The sequence below is a fragment of the Phycicoccus endophyticus genome, from assembly GCF_011326735.1.
Lineage (GTDB): Bacteria > Actinomycetota > Actinomycetes > Actinomycetales > Dermatophilaceae > Phycicoccus > Phycicoccus endophyticus.
In genome coordinates this window covers 1-15,924 of the sequence record NZ_JAANCN010000011.1, presented here as the reverse complement: position 1 = coordinate 15,924, position 15,924 = coordinate 1, and the positions used below count along the sequence as shown (strand labels likewise).

At 74.6% G+C, this 15,924-nt stretch carries 14 protein-coding genes; 8 read left to right on the top strand and 6 right to left on the bottom strand.

What is annotated here, in order from left to right; genetic code table 11:
- Window positions 1–31: 31 nt before the first annotated feature.
- Both sucC and G8D98_RS12000 read right to left on the bottom strand, forming a co-directional pair.
- Window positions 32–1,210, bottom strand: coding sequence for an ADP-forming succinate--CoA ligase subunit beta (gene sucC, locus G8D98_RS12005; RefSeq protein WP_166103547.1), 1,179 nt, complete (start codon window positions 1,208–1,210; stop codon window positions 32–34).
- Between the two features lie 188 nt (window positions 1,211–1,398).
- Window positions 1,399–3,471, bottom strand: a complete 2,073-nt coding sequence (locus G8D98_RS12000; RefSeq protein ID WP_166103544.1) for a M4 family metallopeptidase — start codon at window positions 3,469–3,471, stop codon at window positions 1,399–1,401.
- Window positions 3,472–3,870: 399 nt separating this feature from the next.
- Here G8D98_RS12000 and G8D98_RS11995 point away from each other — a divergent pair, with 399 nt between their 5' ends.
- A complete protein-coding gene (locus G8D98_RS11995; RefSeq protein ID WP_166103541.1) occupies window positions 3,871–4,650 on the top strand; it encodes a M23 family metallopeptidase in 780 nt (259 codons plus the stop codon).
- A gap of 73 nt (window positions 4,651–4,723) precedes the next feature.
- On the opposite strand, the gene pcrA is transcribed toward G8D98_RS11995, so the two are convergent.
- On the bottom strand, window positions 4,724–7,162 hold the full coding sequence (pcrA, locus tag G8D98_RS11990) for a DNA helicase PcrA (RefSeq protein ID WP_166103538.1): 2,439 nt from the start codon (window positions 7,160–7,162) through the stop codon (window positions 4,724–4,726).
- A gap of 259 nt (window positions 7,163–7,421) precedes the next feature.
- Between pcrA and ligD the strand changes: the two genes are divergently transcribed.
- The 5 genes from ligD to G8D98_RS11965 are packed head-to-tail and all read left to right on the top strand — an operon-like array spanning window position 7,422 to window position 11,327.
- The gene (ligD, locus tag G8D98_RS11985; protein ID WP_166103536.1) at window positions 7,422–8,411 is read left to right on the top strand and encodes a non-homologous end-joining DNA ligase; all 990 of its coding nucleotides are present in this window, start codon (window positions 7,422–7,424) and stop codon (window positions 8,409–8,411) included.
- Window positions 8,408–8,848, top strand: a complete 441-nt coding sequence (gene arfB, locus G8D98_RS11980; RefSeq protein ID WP_205859773.1) for an alternative ribosome rescue aminoacyl-tRNA hydrolase ArfB — start codon at window positions 8,408–8,410, stop codon at window positions 8,846–8,848. The genes ligD and arfB overlap by 4 nt, the downstream gene beginning before the upstream one ends.
- Window positions 8,849–8,877: 29 nt before the next feature.
- Complete coding sequence (locus tag G8D98_RS11975; RefSeq protein WP_166103531.1) at window positions 8,878–9,711, top strand: uracil-DNA glycosylase; 834 nt, start codon at window positions 8,878–8,880, stop codon at window positions 9,709–9,711.
- 40 nt (window positions 9,712–9,751) lie between these two features.
- The gene (locus tag G8D98_RS11970; RefSeq protein ID WP_187566742.1) at window positions 9,752–10,339 is read left to right on the top strand and encodes a GNAT family N-acetyltransferase; all 588 of its coding nucleotides are present in this window, start codon (window positions 9,752–9,754) and stop codon (window positions 10,337–10,339) included.
- 4 nt (window positions 10,340–10,343) lie between these two features.
- Window positions 10,344–11,327, top strand: coding sequence for a quinone oxidoreductase family protein (locus tag G8D98_RS11965; protein ID WP_166103529.1), 984 nt, complete (start codon window positions 10,344–10,346; stop codon window positions 11,325–11,327).
- A gap of 34 nt (window positions 11,328–11,361) precedes the next feature.
- Here G8D98_RS11965 and G8D98_RS11960 read toward each other — a convergent pair whose 3' ends face one another.
- Window positions 11,362–11,718: a hypothetical protein gene (locus tag G8D98_RS11960; RefSeq protein WP_166103526.1), complete on the bottom strand. Its 357-nt coding sequence runs from the start codon at window positions 11,716–11,718 to the stop codon at window positions 11,362–11,364.
- Window positions 11,719–11,831: 113 nt separating this feature from the next.
- Between G8D98_RS11960 and G8D98_RS11955 the strand changes: the two genes are divergently transcribed.
- Window positions 11,832–13,190 carry a short-chain fatty acid transporter gene (locus G8D98_RS11955; RefSeq protein ID WP_229661775.1) on the top strand — a complete coding sequence of 453 codons (1,359 nt, stop codon included), beginning with the start codon at window positions 11,832–11,834 and terminating at the stop codon, window positions 13,188–13,190.
- A gap of 11 nt (window positions 13,191–13,201) precedes the next feature.
- Here the strand turns inward: G8D98_RS11955 and G8D98_RS11950 are convergent, their stop codons facing one another.
- A complete protein-coding gene (locus tag G8D98_RS11950; protein WP_166103523.1) occupies window positions 13,202–13,921 on the bottom strand; it encodes a LuxR C-terminal-related transcriptional regulator in 720 nt (239 codons plus the stop codon).
- On the bottom strand, window positions 13,918–15,174 hold the full coding sequence (locus G8D98_RS11945; protein ID WP_229661776.1) for an ATP-binding protein: 1,257 nt from the start codon (window positions 15,172–15,174) through the stop codon (window positions 13,918–13,920). The genes G8D98_RS11950 and G8D98_RS11945 overlap by 4 nt, the downstream gene beginning before the upstream one ends.
- A 114-nt stretch (window positions 15,175–15,288) precedes the next feature.
- Here G8D98_RS11945 and G8D98_RS11940 point away from each other — a divergent pair.
- Window positions 15,289–15,924: PspC domain-containing protein (locus G8D98_RS11940; RefSeq protein ID WP_166103521.1), on the top strand; the 636-nt coding region annotated here is incomplete at its 3' end.

The window sequence follows — 15,924 nt, the reverse complement described above, 5'->3', positions numbered from 1 at the left end:
GGGTGTCTGTTCTCTCTTCTCGCTCGCTCGGTCAGTTCTGGGAGGCCAGCTCGGCGGCCCGGCGCGCGGCGCCGTCCATCGTGTCCTCGATGATGACGCGCGGGTGGTTGCGCTCGGCGAGGATCCGCCGGCCCTCCTCGACGTTGTTGCCGTCGAGCCGGACGACGAGCGCGCGGTCCTCCTCGTCGCCGAGGGCGTCGAGCGCGCCGACGATGCCGTTGGCGACGGCGTCGCACGCCGTGATGCCGCCGAACACGTTGACGAACACCGCCTTGACCTGCTCGTCGGACAGGATGATGTGCAGCCCGTTGGCCATCACCTCGGCGCTCGCGCCGCCGCCGATGTCGAGGAAGTTCGCCGGCTTCTGGCCGCCGAACTCCTCCCCGGCGTAGGCGACGACGTCGAGGGTGCTCATGACCAGGCCCGCGCCGTTGCCGATGATGCCGACCGAGCCGTCGAGCTTGACGTAGTTGAGGTTCTTCTCCTTGGCCGCCGCCTCGAGCGGGTCGGTGGCCGCGGTGTCCTCGAGCTCGGCGTGCTCCGGGTGGCGGAAGTCGGCGTTGGCGTCGAGGGTCACCTTGCCGTCGAGGGCGATGATCGCGCCCTCCTCGGTCTTCACCAGCGGGTTGACCTCGACGAGCGTGGCGTCCTCGTCGCGGTAGACCTCCCACAGGGAGACGAGCACCGGCTCGAGCGCGGCGACGGTGTCGGCGTCGAAGCCGGCCGCCTCGGCGATCTCGCGCGCCGTGGCGGCGTCGATGCCGGCGTTCGGGTCGACGGCCACCCGGGCGAGCGCCTCGGGCCGCTCGACGGCGAGCTGCTCGATCTCGACCCCGCCCTCCTTGGAGCACATCGCGAGGTAGCTGCGGTTGGCCCGGTCGAGCAGGACGGAGAAGTAGTACTCCTCGGCGATCCGGGCGCCCTGGGCGACCATGACCCGCTGCACGGTGTGCCCCTTGATGTCCATGCCGAGGATGGCGCGCGCGTGCTCCTCGGCCTCCTCGGGGCTGCGGGCCACCTTGACCCCGCCGGCCTTGCCGCGCCCCCCGGTCTTGACCTGGGCCTTGACGACGGTGACGCCGCCGCTCGCGGCACCGATCCGCTCGGCCGCGGCCCGGGCCTCCTGCGGGGTCGTCGCGACGGCCCCCGCGAGCACGGGGACGCCGTGCTTCTCGAACATGTCACGGGCCTGGTACTCGAAGAGGTCCACGGGGCGATCCGTCCTCACTGTCGGCGAAGGTGGTCCGTGGCAGCGTATCCGCGCGGTCTGCGCGGGCCGAACCCGAGGTGCCCGATGGGGGCAATCTCACCCCCGAACGGCCGAGCGGCGCGGCGAGCGGCATCCCGGCACGCGCGACGGCGGCGCGACCGGGTGGTCGCGCCGCCGTCGCCCCGGCCTCAGGAGGTGGCCAGCGAGGTGTCGTCGACGACGAAGGAGGTCTGCAGCGTGACGTCCTCGGACAGGAGGAACTTCACGGTCACGGACCGGCCCGCGTAGGACGAGACGTCGAAGGACTTCTTGACGTAGGTGCCCGTCGCGTCGAGGTTGCTGTACGTCGCGAGCGTGCTCGTCGAGCCGCCGGAGACGACCTGGGCCTTCATCGTGTCGTAGGCCCGCGAGCTCGTCGTCTCGGAGGTGTCCACCCGCATCCAGAAGCTCAGCGTGGCCGCGCTCGCCGAGGACGGGATGGTCACCGTCTGGCTCTCGGTCTCGGTGGTCGTCCGCCCGTTGCCGCCGAGCCACATCTTCCAGCTGCCGGTCCGGGCCGGGCGGCCGGTGTTGCTCGTGATCGGCCCGCTCGTGCCGGTCCACACCGTCGCGCCCGACTCGAAGCCCGGGTTCTGCAGCAGGTTGCCCGAGGTGGGCGGCGGCTCGGTGGAGCCACCGCCACACGCCTCGCTGCCGGCGGCGACGTTGATGGCGGAGAACGCGGCGGCGACCGCGGTGCACTCGCTCGAGTCCGCGCCGTAGAGCTCCTTCGCCGAGGCGATGGCGCCGTTGCGGGCGGCCGCGTAGGTCGCGGACGAGGTGAGCTTGGTCGCCAGCGTGCGGTACCAGATCTTCTCGACCTTCTCCCGGCCCGTCCCGGTCACCGTGGAGCCGTTGCACGTCGGGCTGTTGTAGGAGACGCCGTTGATCGTCTTGGCGCCGCTGCCCTCGGAGGCGAGGTAGAACCAGTGGTTGAGCGGCCCCGAGGAGTAGTGCGGGTCGAGGTTCTTCGTGCTCGAGCTCCAGCAGTCCTGGCTCGCGCCGTCCTTGGAGGGCTTGTCCATGTAGCGCAGGGGGCTGCCGTCGCCGTTGATGTCGATCTTCTCGCCGATGAGGTAGTCGCCCGTGTCGGTCGCGTTGTTCGCGTAGAACTCCACGGCCGTCCCGAAGATGTCCGAGGTCGCCTCGTTGAGGCCGCCGGCCTCACCCGAGTAGGCCAGCCCGGCGGTGTTCTCGGTGACGCCGTGGCTCATCTCGTGGGCGGCCACGTCGAGCGAGGTGAGCGGGTGGGTGTTGCCGCTGCCGTCGCCGTAGGTCATCTGGCTGCCGTCCCAGAAGGCGTTGACGTAGCTGTTGCCGTAGTGGACCCGGCTGCGCGCGCCCTGCCCGTTGTCCCAGATGCCGGCGCGCCCGAGGACGGTGTCGTAGAAGTCGTAGGTCATCTCCGCGCCGTACTGCGCGTCGACCCCGGCGGTCTGCCGGCTCGAGGCCGAGCCGGTGCCCCAGACGTTGTCCGCGTCGGTGAACAGCGTCCCGGAGGCGGTCGAGCTCGTCGACCCGTTGAGGTCGGTCGTGTAGTTGCCGTGGCTGTCCTTGAGCTGCCAGGTCGACCCGCTCTGGACCGTGTGCAGGGTCACCGTGCCCGAGTACATCGAGTTGCCGGTGCCCGTGACGATCTCGTCCCAGCTGGTGACGACCGCGCCGGAGCCGGCGTCGACGATGGTGTGCAGGCGGCTCGGGGTCTGGTCGGCCTTGACCCCGGTCGTCACGACGTCGTAGGCGAGCCGCGGCGTGCCCGAGCCGGCCCAGACGACCAGCTCGCCGCGGCTCTTCTCGGCGGTGGCCTTCGAGCGCTGCTGGGCGGCGCTCTCGGCGGCGGAGCGGGCGACCTTCGGGGTCGTCGTCGCGGCCCCCACGCCCCTGTGCCCGGCGTTGAACCGGACCTGCCGGAGCGCACCGGCGGGGCTCTTCTCCAGGACGAGGTCACCGCCGACGACGCGCAGGCCCTTCCAGGTGCGCTCGTAGCGCACGAAGCGGGTGCCGTCGGGGTCGGTGACCACCGACCTCGGCACGAGCGTCTGGGCAGCGGGCAGGCCGAGGGCGTCGTGGTCCGCACCCGGTGAGGACGCGGGCAGGGCCGTCGGGGCGGTGGCGCCGGCGGCCTGGGGGGCTGCGGCGGCGGCCGCCGCGGCGACGGGGACGCCGGCGACGATGGTCGCGGCGGCCGCGCCGAGGGCGAGGCCGGGGGTGAGTCGTCTCACGGTGGTGGTTCTCCTCGAGCTGGGGCGACGCCCGGTTCCGGGCACGAGGGGAAACCTGCTCCGCGACCCCGGGGAGGACAACACTTCTTGCCAAGAATTGACCCGATGACCGGAACTCTTTACCGCTGCGCGGGGGCCGGCTTACCTCGGCGGTGCGTTCTCCAGGGGCGGCGCACACCGCCCGCCGAGCACCCCGGCCACCCCGCTCCTGAGGCGTCTCTCAGGTGCGTGGCGGCCACATCGGGCGGCATCCGCGCAGGTCACGCGGGCCACGGCGGGATCACCCGCGAGCGCCCGGCTCGGTGGCCGGACCGTGGCCTGCGCGTCACGGAACGGTCACGGTACGGTGTACCGGCCCCGCCAGGTCCCTGCCCCCGTCCCGTCAAGGTTCCCGCCGCCGTGAGTTCCCGGAGCTACACCGGGCGTCACTACGCCGGACGCCACCGCGTCCAGCAGCGTCGCGCCCGCCTTCCCCGAGCGCTGAGCTCGGGGTTCGTCCTCCCCACCGCCGCCGCCGGGGCGCTCGTCGTCACCGCAGCGGGCGCCACGATGGCCGAGTCGGCCCCCCAGAGCTTCGACCTCACCGGTCGGCAGACGGCGATGGTGCGCACCCAGGAGGCCGCCGACGAGCAGGCCGCGAGCGACATCGCCACCCGGCGCCAGGACGCCAACATCGAGGCCGCCGCCTTCCAGGGCCGGGCCGAGGAGAAGGCGCGGGCCGCGCGCGCCGCCCGCCGGGAGGCCCGCGCCAGGGCGGCGGCCGAGGCGGAGGCCGAGCGGCTGGCCAAGAAGTGGGTCCGCCCGGTCGACGTCTGGAACGTCACTTCCGGCTTCGGCTACCGCTGGGGGCGCCTGCACGCCGGCATCGACCTCGCCGCGGCCACCGGGACGCCGCTGCACGCGATGTCCAAGGGGACGGTCCTCAGCGCCGGGTACACGAGCGGTTTCGGCTACAAGGTCGAGATCCTCTACTGGGACGGCAGCACCTCCTGGTACGGGCACATGAGCCGGATCGACGTCGTCGCGGGCCAGGAGGTCCTGCCCGGCGACCAGGTCGGCCTCGTCGGCAACACCGGGCACTCCTTCGGCCCGCACCTGCACCTGCAGATGCAGAGCGCCCCCGAGGACGGGACCCCGATCGACCCCGTCCCGTGGCTCCAGGACCACGGCCTGTGGTGACCGCCCCGGCCTGACCGGCCCGGGGGTGCGCTCACCGCGGCGACTCCGGCCGACACGGGGTCCGGCCGCGGGCTCAGATCTTCTCGAGCGGAGCGAAGCGCAGCACGAACCGCTTGACGCCCAGCTCTCCCCCGAAGTCGACCTCGGCCTGGGTCCGCTCGCCCTCCCCGAGCGTGCGCACGACGGTGCCGAGCCCGTAGGTGTCGTGGGTGACCCGGTCGCCCGGCTCGAGCGGGATGACCGGGCGGTTGCCCGGCGAGCGCACCCCTGGGCGGGCCGCGAGCGTCGCCACCGCGGGCCGCTGGTCGTGCCGGCCGACCGCCGCCGCCCCGGAGAGCTCGCGCTCCCACTCGAGCAGCTCGGCCGGAATCTCGTCGAGGAAGCGCGAGGGCGGGTTGTACTGCGGCGCGCCCCAGGCCGAACGGACCGCTGCCCGCGACAGGTGGAGCCGCTCGCGGGCCCGGGTGATGCCGACGTAGGCCAGCCGGCGCTCCTCCTCGAGCTCCTTGGCGTCGCCGAGGCTGCGCAGGTGGGGGAAGGTGCCGTCCTCCATCCCGGTGAGGAAGACGACGGGGAACTCCAGCCCCTTGGCGGTGTGCAGCGTCATCAGGGTGACCACACCCTGCTCCTGCGCCTCGTCGTTCTCGGGGATCTCGTCGGCGTCGGCGACGAGCGAGACCCGCTCGAGGAACTCCTCGAGGCTGACGACCTCCCCGGTCTCGCGGCGGGCCTGGTCGAACTCGCGGGCCACCGCGACGAGCTCGGCGAGGTTCTCGATGCGCGTCTCGTCCTGCGGGTCGCGGCTCTCGCGCAGCTCGGCGAGGTAGCCGGTGCGGTCGAGGACGGCCTCGAGAAGGTCGGCGACGCCGGTGTCCTCGTCGTCCCGGACCCGACCGAGGTCCTCGAGGATCGCGGTGAACCCGCCGATCGCCGAGACCGAGCGGGTGGCGATGCCGGGGGCGTCCTCGGCCCGGCCGAGGGCGGCGACGAACGGGATGCGCTCGCGCTCGGCGAGCGCCGCGACGCACGCCTGGGCACGCTCGCCGATGCCACGCTTGGGGACGTTGAGGATGCGCCGAAGGTTGACGGTGTCCGCGGGGTTGGACAGCACCCGCAGGTAGGCCAGGGCGTCCTTGACCTCCCGGCGCTCGTAGAAGCGGGTGCCGCCCACGACCTTGTAGGGCAGGCCGACCCGGACGAGGACCTCCTCGAGGGCCCGGGACTGGGCGTTGGTCCGGTAGAACACGGCGACGTCGCCGGGCCGCACCCCGTGCTCGTCGGCGAGCGCGTCGATGCGCCGGGCGACGAAGCTCGCCTCGTCGTGCTCGTTGTCGGCGACGTACCCGACGATCCGGGCGCCGTCGCCGCTGTCGGTCCACAGGTTCTTGGCTCGCCGCCCCTCGTTGCGGGCGATGACGGCGTTCGCGGCCCGCAGGATCGTCTGGGTGGAGCGGTAGTTCTGCTCCAGGAGGATGGTGCGCGCCGCGGGGTAGTCCTGCTCGAACTCCTCGATGTTGCGGATCGTCGCCCCCCGGAAGGCGTAGATCGACTGGTCGGCGTCGCCGACGACGACGAGCTCGCTCGGGGCGACGCCGTGCGCCCGCCCGCGGGCCTCCTCGGACCCGACGAGCTCCTTGACCAGCTGGTACTGGGCGTGGTTGGTGTCCTGGTACTCGTCGACCATGACGTGCCGGAAGCGGCGCCGGTAGTGCTCCGCGACGTCCGGGAATGCCTGGAGCATGTGGACCGTCGTCATGATGAGGTCGTCGAAGTCGAGGGCGTTGGCCTGGCGCAGCCGGCGCTGGTACTCGCGGTAGGCCTCGGCGAGCACCTGCTCCTGGTGGGTGCCCTCCTGGGCGACCCGGCTCGCGAAGGTCTCCTCGTCGACGAGCTCGTTCTTGAGGTTGCTCACCTGGTGGCCGAAGGCGCGCGGGTTGTACCGCTTGGGGTCCAGGTCGAGGTCGCGCACGACCATCGACATCAGGCGCTGGCTGTCGGCGGCGTCGTAGATCGAGAAGCTCGAGCGCATGCCGACCTTGTCGGCCTCGCGGCGCAGGATGCGCACGCAGGCGCTGTGGAAGGTCATCACCCACATCGCCCGGGCCCGGGGGCCGACGAGCGCCGCCACCCGCTCGCGCATCTCGGCGGCGGCCTTGTTGGTGAAGGTGATCGCGAGCACCTGGCCCGGCTGGACCCCGCGGTCGGCGAGCAGGTGGGCGATCCGGTGGGTCAGGACCCGGGTCTTGCCCGAGCCCGCGCCGGCGACGATGAGCAGCGGCGGGCCCTCGTGGAGGACGGCCTCCCGCTGCGGTGGGTTGAGCCCCCGCAGCAGCGCCTCGGGGTCGGGCCGCCCGGGCGGGCTGCCCGCGCTCCCCTCGGCCGCCGCCTCGGCCCACGTCGGGACCCCGGCGGCGTTGACCAGGGCCGCCTGTGCACTGTCGTGCGTCGCCGGGTCGACGTGGGGGGTGGACCGGGCGCCGCCGAAGTCGAGGCCGTCGAAGAGGGTGCTCATCTCGCGGACCAGCCTACGTGGCCCCGGTGACCGCCCGGGACGCGCGGACCCCCGCGGCGCGAGGCCGGTGCAGGGGTTCCGGCCCGCCAAGCCGCGGGGGTCTCGAGATCCAGAGTAGGGGTATCAGAACGATTCGTCGAGGGTTTGTCTAAAAAAGACACGCCGGTGACGCCAACGGGACGCCGGCGGCTCGGGCCCGGGCCCGAAGGGCACGGCACCGCAGGCTCGCGGGAGTGGCGCGAACCCCTACCGTGGGCCCGTGGCCTCACGCGCGGGCGGGTACGGGGAGCCGGTCGTCCTCGACGTCGGCGGCTTCGACGTGCGCATCTCCAACCCGGAGCGGGTCTACTTCCCCGCGCGGGGCGAGACCAAGCTCGACCTCGTGCGCTACTACCTCGCCGTCGGCGAGGGCATCGTGCGGGCCCTGCGCGAGCGCCCGTGCATGCTCCACCGCTTCCCCGACGGCGTCGCCGGCGAGAAGGTGCACCAGAAGCGTCTCCCGCGCGGTGCACCACCGTGGGTCGAGACGGTGCGGCTGCACTTCCCGCGCTACGGCCTGCACGCCGACGAGCTGTGCGTCACCCGGCTGGCCGACGTCGCCTGGGCCTGCCAGATGAGCACCGTCGAGTTCCACCCGTGGAACAGCCGGCGGGCCGACCCCGAGACGCCCGACGAGTGGCGGATCGACCTCGACCCGATGCCGGAGGCCTCCTTCGACACCGTCCGCCGGGTGGCCCACACCGCCCACGAGGTCCTCGAGGAGCTGGGGGCGGTCGGCTGGCCGAAGACGAGCGGCGGCCACGGGCTGCACGTCTACGTCCGGATCGTGCCCGAGCACGGGTTCACCGACGTCCGCCGGGCGGCGCTCGCCTTCGCCCGCGAGGTCGAGCGCCGGCTGCCGGGCGAGGTGACGACGGCGTGGTGGCGGCGCGAGCGCGACCCGGCCGCGGTCTTCGTCGACTACAACCAGAACGCCCGCGACCACACCCTGGCCGCCGCGTACTCCGTGCGCGGCAACGACCTCGGCACGGTGTCGGCCCCCCTGCGCTGGGCCGAGGTCGACGCCGCCGAGCCGGGCGACCTGACCATCGCGACGATGCCGCAGCGGTACGCCGAGCTCGGCGACGTGCACGCCGGCATCGATGACGCGGCGTTCGACCTCGCCCCGCTCCTGGAGTGGGCCGAGCGCGACGAGGCCGAGGGTGCGGCGCCCCCGCCGGAGCCCGAGGACCAGCCCGAGGAGGGGTGATGGACCTCGTCGTGCCTGCGGGCCCCGGCCTGCCGGACGGCCTCGTCATCCCCGCCTCCGCGCTCACCGAACGCTTCTCCCGCTCCTCCGGGCCGGGCGGGCAGGGCGTCAACACCGCCGACAGCCGGGTCGAGCTCGAGCTCGACGTGCGCACCCTCGAGGGGCTGACCGACACCCAGCGCCGGCGCGCCCTGGCACGCACCGACGGGGGGCGGCTGCTCGTCACCGCCTCCGAGCACCGCCAGCAGCGGCGCAACCGGGTGGCGGCCCGGGAGCGGATGGCCGGGCTGCTGCGCGAGGCGCTCGCGCCGCCACCGCCGTCACGCCGGGCGACCCGCCCCACCCGCGGCTCCGTCGAGCGGCGGCTGCGGGCCAAGAGGCAGCGGGCCGAGACCAAGGCATCCCGCGGCCGCCCGGGCCCGCGGGGCGAGGACTGACCGGGCCGGGCCGCCGTAGGGTCGGCCTCGTGGACCGCCTCGACCCGCACCCGGTGACGGGCACCCCGCTGCCCTCCCCCGCACCGCCGGGCGCCGGCTGGCCGGGTGACCCCGCGCGCCCCGGGACGCCGGTGGCGGGCACCCCGGCCCGGGTCCGCCGGCTCGCCTCGAGCGCGGGCGACCTGGGCGCCCTCCAGGCGAGGATCTCGGTGTGCCGGGCCTGCCCGCGGCTCGTGCGCTGGCGGGAGGAGGTGGCCCGCACCGGTCGGCGGGCCGCGTTCGCCGACCAGCCGTACTGGGGCCGACCCGGCCCCTCCTTCGGCGACCCACAGGCCGAGGCGCTCCTCGTCGGGCTGGCCCCGGCGGCCAACGGCACCAACCGCACCGGTCGGATGTTCACCGGCGACTCCTCCGGCGACTTCCTCTGGGCCGCGCTGTACCGCACCGGGTTCGCCGCCCGGCCGACCTCGTTCGCGGCGGGCGACGGCCAGGCCCTGACCGGGCTGCGGATCGTCGCCGCCGTCCGCTGCGCCCCACCGGCGAACCGGCCCACCCCGGCCGAGCGCGCCACGTGCGCCCCCTGGCTGCAGCGCGAGCTGGAGCTGGCCGCACCTCGGCTGCGCACCGTGCTGTGCCTGGGCTCGATCGGCTGGGACGGCGCGCTGGCGGCCGCCCGGGCGGTGGGGTGGGGCGTCCCCCGCCCCAAGCCCCGCTTCGGGCACGCGGCCGAGGCGACGCTCGGGCTGCCGGACGGACGGAGCGTCCGCCTCGTCGGCTCGTACCACGTGAGCCCCCACAACACCTACACCAAGCGGCTCACCCCGGACATGCTCGACGAGGTGCTGCTCTCCCTGCGCGGGTAAGTCGTTCGCCCGCCGGCCCCGTACGGGCTACCGTCGCGCCGTGATCGTGCTCGCCCGACCCGATGCCCGGATGCGAGAGTCCTACCTCGCCGCCCACGACGAGTTCGTCGCGATCGGCGAGGGACACCGCGACGGCGACGGCGTCTGGGTCGAGGAACCGGACGACTCCGGGTTCGCGGGCGTCGCCTTCACCCGGGCCGAGCTGGAGACCCCCGCCGGGTTCGAGCGGTTCGCCGCCCGGCGCCGGGACCAGGCCCGCGAGGACGCACCGCGACCCGGCGGGCACGTGCCCTGCACGTTCTTCTGGGTCGTCGACGACGGAGACCCCGACACCTACCTCGGGTCGATCTCGGTCCGGCACCGGCTCACGCCGTTCCTGCTCGAGCTCGGCGGCCATGTCGGGTACTCGGTGCGCCCGTCGGCCCGGCGCCGGGGGGTCGCCACCGCCGCCCTGCGAGCCTCGTTCCCCGTGTGCACCGCGCTCGGCATCGACCCGGCGCTCGTCACGTGCGACGAGGACAACCTCGGTTCGGCCCGCGTCATCGAGACCAACGGCGGCGTCCTCGAGGACGTCCGCCGGGGCAAGCGTCGCTACTGGGTCGCCACGACCGCGCCCGACCTAGGCTGACGGCATGAGCGACCTCACCGGCCCGGCCCTGCTCGTCCCCCGCAGCGGCGGCACCGACGTCCTCGTCGTCGAGGAGCGACCCGCGCCGGAGCCCGGGCCGGGCGAGGTGCTGGTCGAGGTGGCGGCCGTCGGGGTCAACTTCGTCGACGTCTACCAGCGCGAGGGCGTCTACCCGATGGAGACGCCGTTCGTCGCCGGCAACGAGGCGGCCGGCACGGTCCTGGCCACCGGCGAGGGCGTCACCGGCCTCGAGCCGGGGGCCCGCGTCGCGTGGGCGATGACCGTCGGCAGCGCCGCCCGCCACGTCGCCGTCCCCGCCGACCAGGTCGTCCCCGTACCGGACGAGGTCGGCCTGGAGACGGCGGCGGCCGTGATGCTGCAAGGGATGACGGCGCACTACCTCACGGCGAGCACCTACCCCGTGACGCCCGGGACGCTCGCGCTCGTCCACGCGGCCGCGGGAGGGGTCGGCCAGCTGCTCGTGCAGCTGGTCCGGGCCCGGGGCGGTGTCGTCGTCGCGACGGCCGGCGGGCCCGACAAGTGCGCCACCGCCGCCCGGATGGGGGCCGACCACGTCATCGACTACCGCGCCGTCGACGACCCGGCAGCGGCCGTGCGCGACGCCGCGGGCCGCGGGGTCGACGTCGCCTACGACGGCGTCGGCAGGGACACCTTCGACGCCTCGCTCGCCGCCCTGCGCCCCCGGGGTGTGCTCGCCCTCTTCGGTGCGGCGAGCGGGCAGGTGCCGCCGCTGGACCTCCAGCGCCTCAACACCGGCGGCTCGCTGTTCGTGACGCGGCCCAGCCTGGCCCACTACCTCGCCAGCCGTGAGGAGCTGCTCTGGCGGGCGGGTGAGGTCCTCGGCGCGGTGGCCGACGGGTCCCTCGAGGTCGCCGTCGGGGGCCGCTACCCGCTCCGGGACGCGCCGCAGGCCTACGCCGACCTCGAAAGCCGGCGCACCCAGGGCAAGCTGCTCCTGCTGCCCTGAGCCGGCCGACCGCGCCGGTGACCGGTGGGCGCCGTCAGGACGCGGTGGTCCACAGGACGGCGACGGCGGCGTTGAGCACCGCGAGCCAGCCGGCCACGGTGACGAGCGTCGGGCGCTCCCCCTGCCCCCGGCGCACCGACGCCGCGGCGATCTCCGAGCACGCGACGACGGCGAGCGCCACGACGAGCTTGACGCCGACCTTGGCGTGGTCGACGGGGCCCTCGCCCGCCTCGAGCAGACCGACGAGGAGCAGCCCGGTGACGAGCTGGGCGCGGGCGCCCCAAAGCAGCGCGGGAGTGGCGACGCCCCGGGCGACGAGGACGGCGCTGCCGACGACCGCCGCCATGCCGAGCAGGTGCAGCAGGACGAGGACGTGCTCGAGGAGGTCCATGGCCCCAGGGTAGGCGGCGGCCCCGGACGTCCGTCGCGCCCCCGTGCACACCCGGCCGGGCGTCGCTAGCCTCGACGGGCCACATCGTCGTGCCCTCAGTGCCAGGAGACGTCATGCCCGACCAGCCCCCACCTCGCACCGTCGACCGGGTCATGCGCCCGGTCAACACCGTCGTCGAGCGGTTCATCCCCTCGGCTCTCGTCTTCGCCGTGGCCCTCACGGCGGTCGTCGCCGTCCTCGCCCTCGTGCTCACCGACGCGGGGCCGCGTGAGGTGGTCGTCGGCTGGGGCGACGGGCTGGCGGGGCTGCTCGCGTTCATCACCCAGATGGCCCTGATCCTCCTGCTCGGGCACACCCTGGCCCACACCGGCCCGGTCCGCCGCCTGCTGCGGGCCCTCGGCTCGGTGCCGTCCACCCCCGCGGTCGCGTACGTCTTCGTCTTCGTCGTCGCCGCGGTCGCCTCCCTCGTCACCTGGGGGCTGGGGCTCGTCGTCGGCGCCCTGCTCGCCAAGGAGGTGGCCGCCCAGGGCCGGGAGAAGGGGATGCGGCTGCACTTCCCGATGCTCGTCGCCGCCGGGTTCTCCGGCTTCGTCGTCTGGCACATGGGCTACTCGGGCAGTGCGCCGCTCACCGCGGCCACCCCGGACTCCTTCGTCTCCGAGCAGCTCGGCAGCCCCCTGCCGCTCTCCGAGACGACGTTCGCCGGGTGGAACATCCTCGCCGCCGTGCTCGTCGTCCTCGTCGTCGCCGGCGCCCTGTGGCTGGTCTCCCCCCGGCAGGCGGACCGGGTGGTGCAGCTCGAGGTGGACGCCCGCGAGCAGGACCCGGACCTCGACGAGGAGGTGGTCACCCCGGCCGACCGGGTGGACGCCAGCCGGGTGCCGACGCTGGCCCTCGGGCTTCTCCTCGTGGCCTACCTCGTCCTGCACTTCGCCGACGGCGGCAGCCTGACCCTCGACGTCGTCAACTGGACCTTCCTCGCCCTCGTCCTGCTCCTGGTCCGCCACCCGTTCGAGCTCATCGCGCTGACGAAGAACGCGGCCTCGAACGTCGGCGAGATCCTCCTGCAGTTCCCCCTCTACGCCGGGATCCTCGGCATCATGACGAGCTCCGGGCTGATCCAGGTGCTCTCGGACACGATCACCGACGTCGCCTCACCCCGCACCTTCGGGGTGCTCGCCTTCCTCTCGGCCGGCGTCGTGAACTTCTTCGTCCCCTCCGGGGGCGGGCAGCTCGCCGTCCAGGGGCCGGTGCTCCTCGACGCCGCCCACCAGCTCGGCGTGGACCCCTCGGTGGCGGTCATGGCCGTCGCCTACGGCGACCAGTGGACCAACATGGTCCAGCCGTTCTGGGCGCTGCCGCTGCTGGCCATCGCCGGGCTGAAGATGCGCGACATCCTCGGCTACACGACGGTCACCCTGCTCGCCTCCGGCGTGGTCCTCGCAGGGACCCTGCTCGTCGTCTCCGGCTGAGCGCCGGACGCTCAGACCAGCCGGCGGCCCATCGCCCAGGCGGTCAGCTCGTGCCGGGAGGAGAGCTGGAGCTTGCGCAGCACCGAGGAGACGTGGGTCTCGACGGTCTTGACGGAGATGAACAGCTCCTTGGCGACCTCCTTGTACTGGTAGCCGCGGGCGATGAGGCGCATCACCTCGCGCTCGCGGGCGGAGAGCCGGTCGAGCTCCTCGTCGACCTCGGCGATCTCACCGGCCGCGGCGCCGAAGGCGTCGAGGACGAACCCGGCCAGCCGGGGCGAGAAGACCGCGTCGCCGTCGGCGACCCGGCGGACGGCCGTGAGCAGGTCGCGCGCGCCGATCGTCTTGGTCACGTACCCCCGTGCCCCGGCCCGGATGACGGCGATGACGTCCTCGGCGGCGTCCGAGACCGACAGGGCGAGGAAGCGCACCGGCCGGCCCTGGAGGGTCTCGACGCCGGCACAGCCGCGGATGACGTCGACGCCGCCGTTGCCCGAGCCGCCGGGCAGGTGGACGTCGAGCAGGACGACGTCGGGCGCCTCCGCCCGGACGACGGCGACGGCGGCGTCGACGTCGGCGGCCTCGCCGACGAACTCGCACACCGGCTCGGCGCCGGCCATGGCGTCGGTGAGCTCGGCCCGCACGCCGGTGCGGAACATCCGGTGGTCGTCGACGAGGACGACGCGGACGGCCACCCCCGAGGGGGTCGGGTCGGGACGGGAGCTGGTCATGACTCTTCTCCTTCGATCGGCGGCAGCCGCAGCTCGACCTCGGTGCCGTCCTCGCGGCGGCGCACCCGGGCGGTGCCGCCGTGCCGCTCCATGCGGGCCAGGATCGAACGGCGCACGCCGAGGCGGTCCTCGGGGACGCTCTCGAGGTCGAACCCGTCACCCCGGTCCCGGACGAAGGCCTCGACCCCGCCGGGACCGATCTCGACGTAGGCGGTCACCGGCGGGCGGCCGTGCCGGACGGCGTTGAGCAGCGCCTCGCGCATCGCGCGGGTCAGGGCGCCCCCGTCCTGCTCGAACGGGCGGTCGCCGGTGACCACGAGGTCGACCGGCACGCCGTGCTCGTCCTCGACCTCGTGCGCGACCTCGGTGACGGCCGCGGCGAGGGACTCCTGGGAGCCCAGCGGGCCGTCGTAGAGCCAGCTGCGCAGCTCGCGCTCCTGGGCGCGAGCCAACCGGGTCACGGCCGCCGGGTCGGCGGACCGGCGCTGGATGAGCGCCAGCGTCTGGAGCACCGAGTCGTGCAGGTGGGCGGCGATGTCGGCGCGCTCGGTGGCCCGCACCGCCGCGTCCTGCTCCCGCCGGAAGTCCCCCCACAGCCGCAGCGCCCACGGCGCGGCGAGGATGAGCGCCCCGACGAGCACGGCCAGCGCCGCCAGCACGGCGTCCCAGAGGTCGTTCACCGAGCGCCCCCGGGTGACGAGCACGAGGATGCCGGCGAGCGTCAGGCCCGCACCGAGGACCACGCGCACCCAGCCCATGCCGTCCGGCCCACCCGCGAGCCACCGCGACCGCTGGGTCGCGTCGAGGTTGGACCACGCGACGACGGCCCCGACCCCGATGACGAAGGTGGGCACGAGCACCGACCCCCGCACCGAGACCCCGACGGCGGGCACGAGCAGCGCGAACCCGGTGACGACGAGGGCCAGGCCCGCGACGAGCAGGACACCCCAGCGGCGCCGCTCCGAGCGGGCCGGCGGCGGGGGCGCCCAGGTGGCGCCCTCCACCTCGGGGGTCAGCGCCCACAGGAAGAGGTAGGCCGCCACCCCCGCCCCGCCGGAGAAGGCGAGGACGACGACGGCGATCCGCACGAGCCGCCGGGAGACCCCGAGATGGCGGGCCACCGCGGCGCACACCCCCGGGGTCGGCCCGTCCGCCCGGTCCCGCAGGAGCGGCGGCCGCGCCGGGACACCCTCGGACGCGGCGCCGGGGGTGGCGCGCATCCGGGTCGCGGCGGGCTCGTACGGGGTGGGCACGACACCATCCTGACGCACCGTGGGCCCGTTTCCCCAGGGCCTCGGGGTGGGGTCAGGGGGTGCTCAGGGTCGACCCTCATGGCGGCGGCACCGGCCCGGCGGGAGAGTGAGGGCATGACGCAGAGCAGCACCACCTCGACACCCCCCGGCGGGTCGGGCCCCGGCGTCCTCGACGACGGCCTCGCCCGGCTGCGCGGCTCCGGCATCCGCAGGGACGCCGACCGCCGCTGGTTCGGCGGCGTCTGCGCCGGCCTCGCCGCCCACTACGGGGTCGACCCCCTCCTGATCCGGGCGGCCGCGATCGTGCTGACCATCGCCGGCGGCATCGGCGTGCCCGTCTACCTCCTCCTGTGGCTGCTGCTGCCCGACGCCCGCGGTGAGGTCATCGCCGAACGGGCCCTGCGCCACGGCGACGCCTGGGCGGTCGTCCTCGCCCTGGTCACCGGGGTCGTCGTCCTCGGCGTCCTCCTCTCCTTCCTCCACGACGGCAGCGCCTGGGGGGCGCCCCTGTGGCTCCTCGTGCCGGTCGGGCTCGTCGGGTGGTTCCTCGCCACCCGCAGCCGGGGCACCTCCTCCCCCACGGGCACCGTCCCGCCCCCGCCGCCGGCCGGCTCGGCCCAGAGCGTCCCGCCCCCCGGCACCGAGCGTGCGGCGGCGTCGCCTGCCGCCCCCGGCTACCCCGCGCCGCCGGCCACCGGCGCGCCCTACGCCGGCATGCCCTACGCCACCGCGCCCGGCCACGGCGCGAGC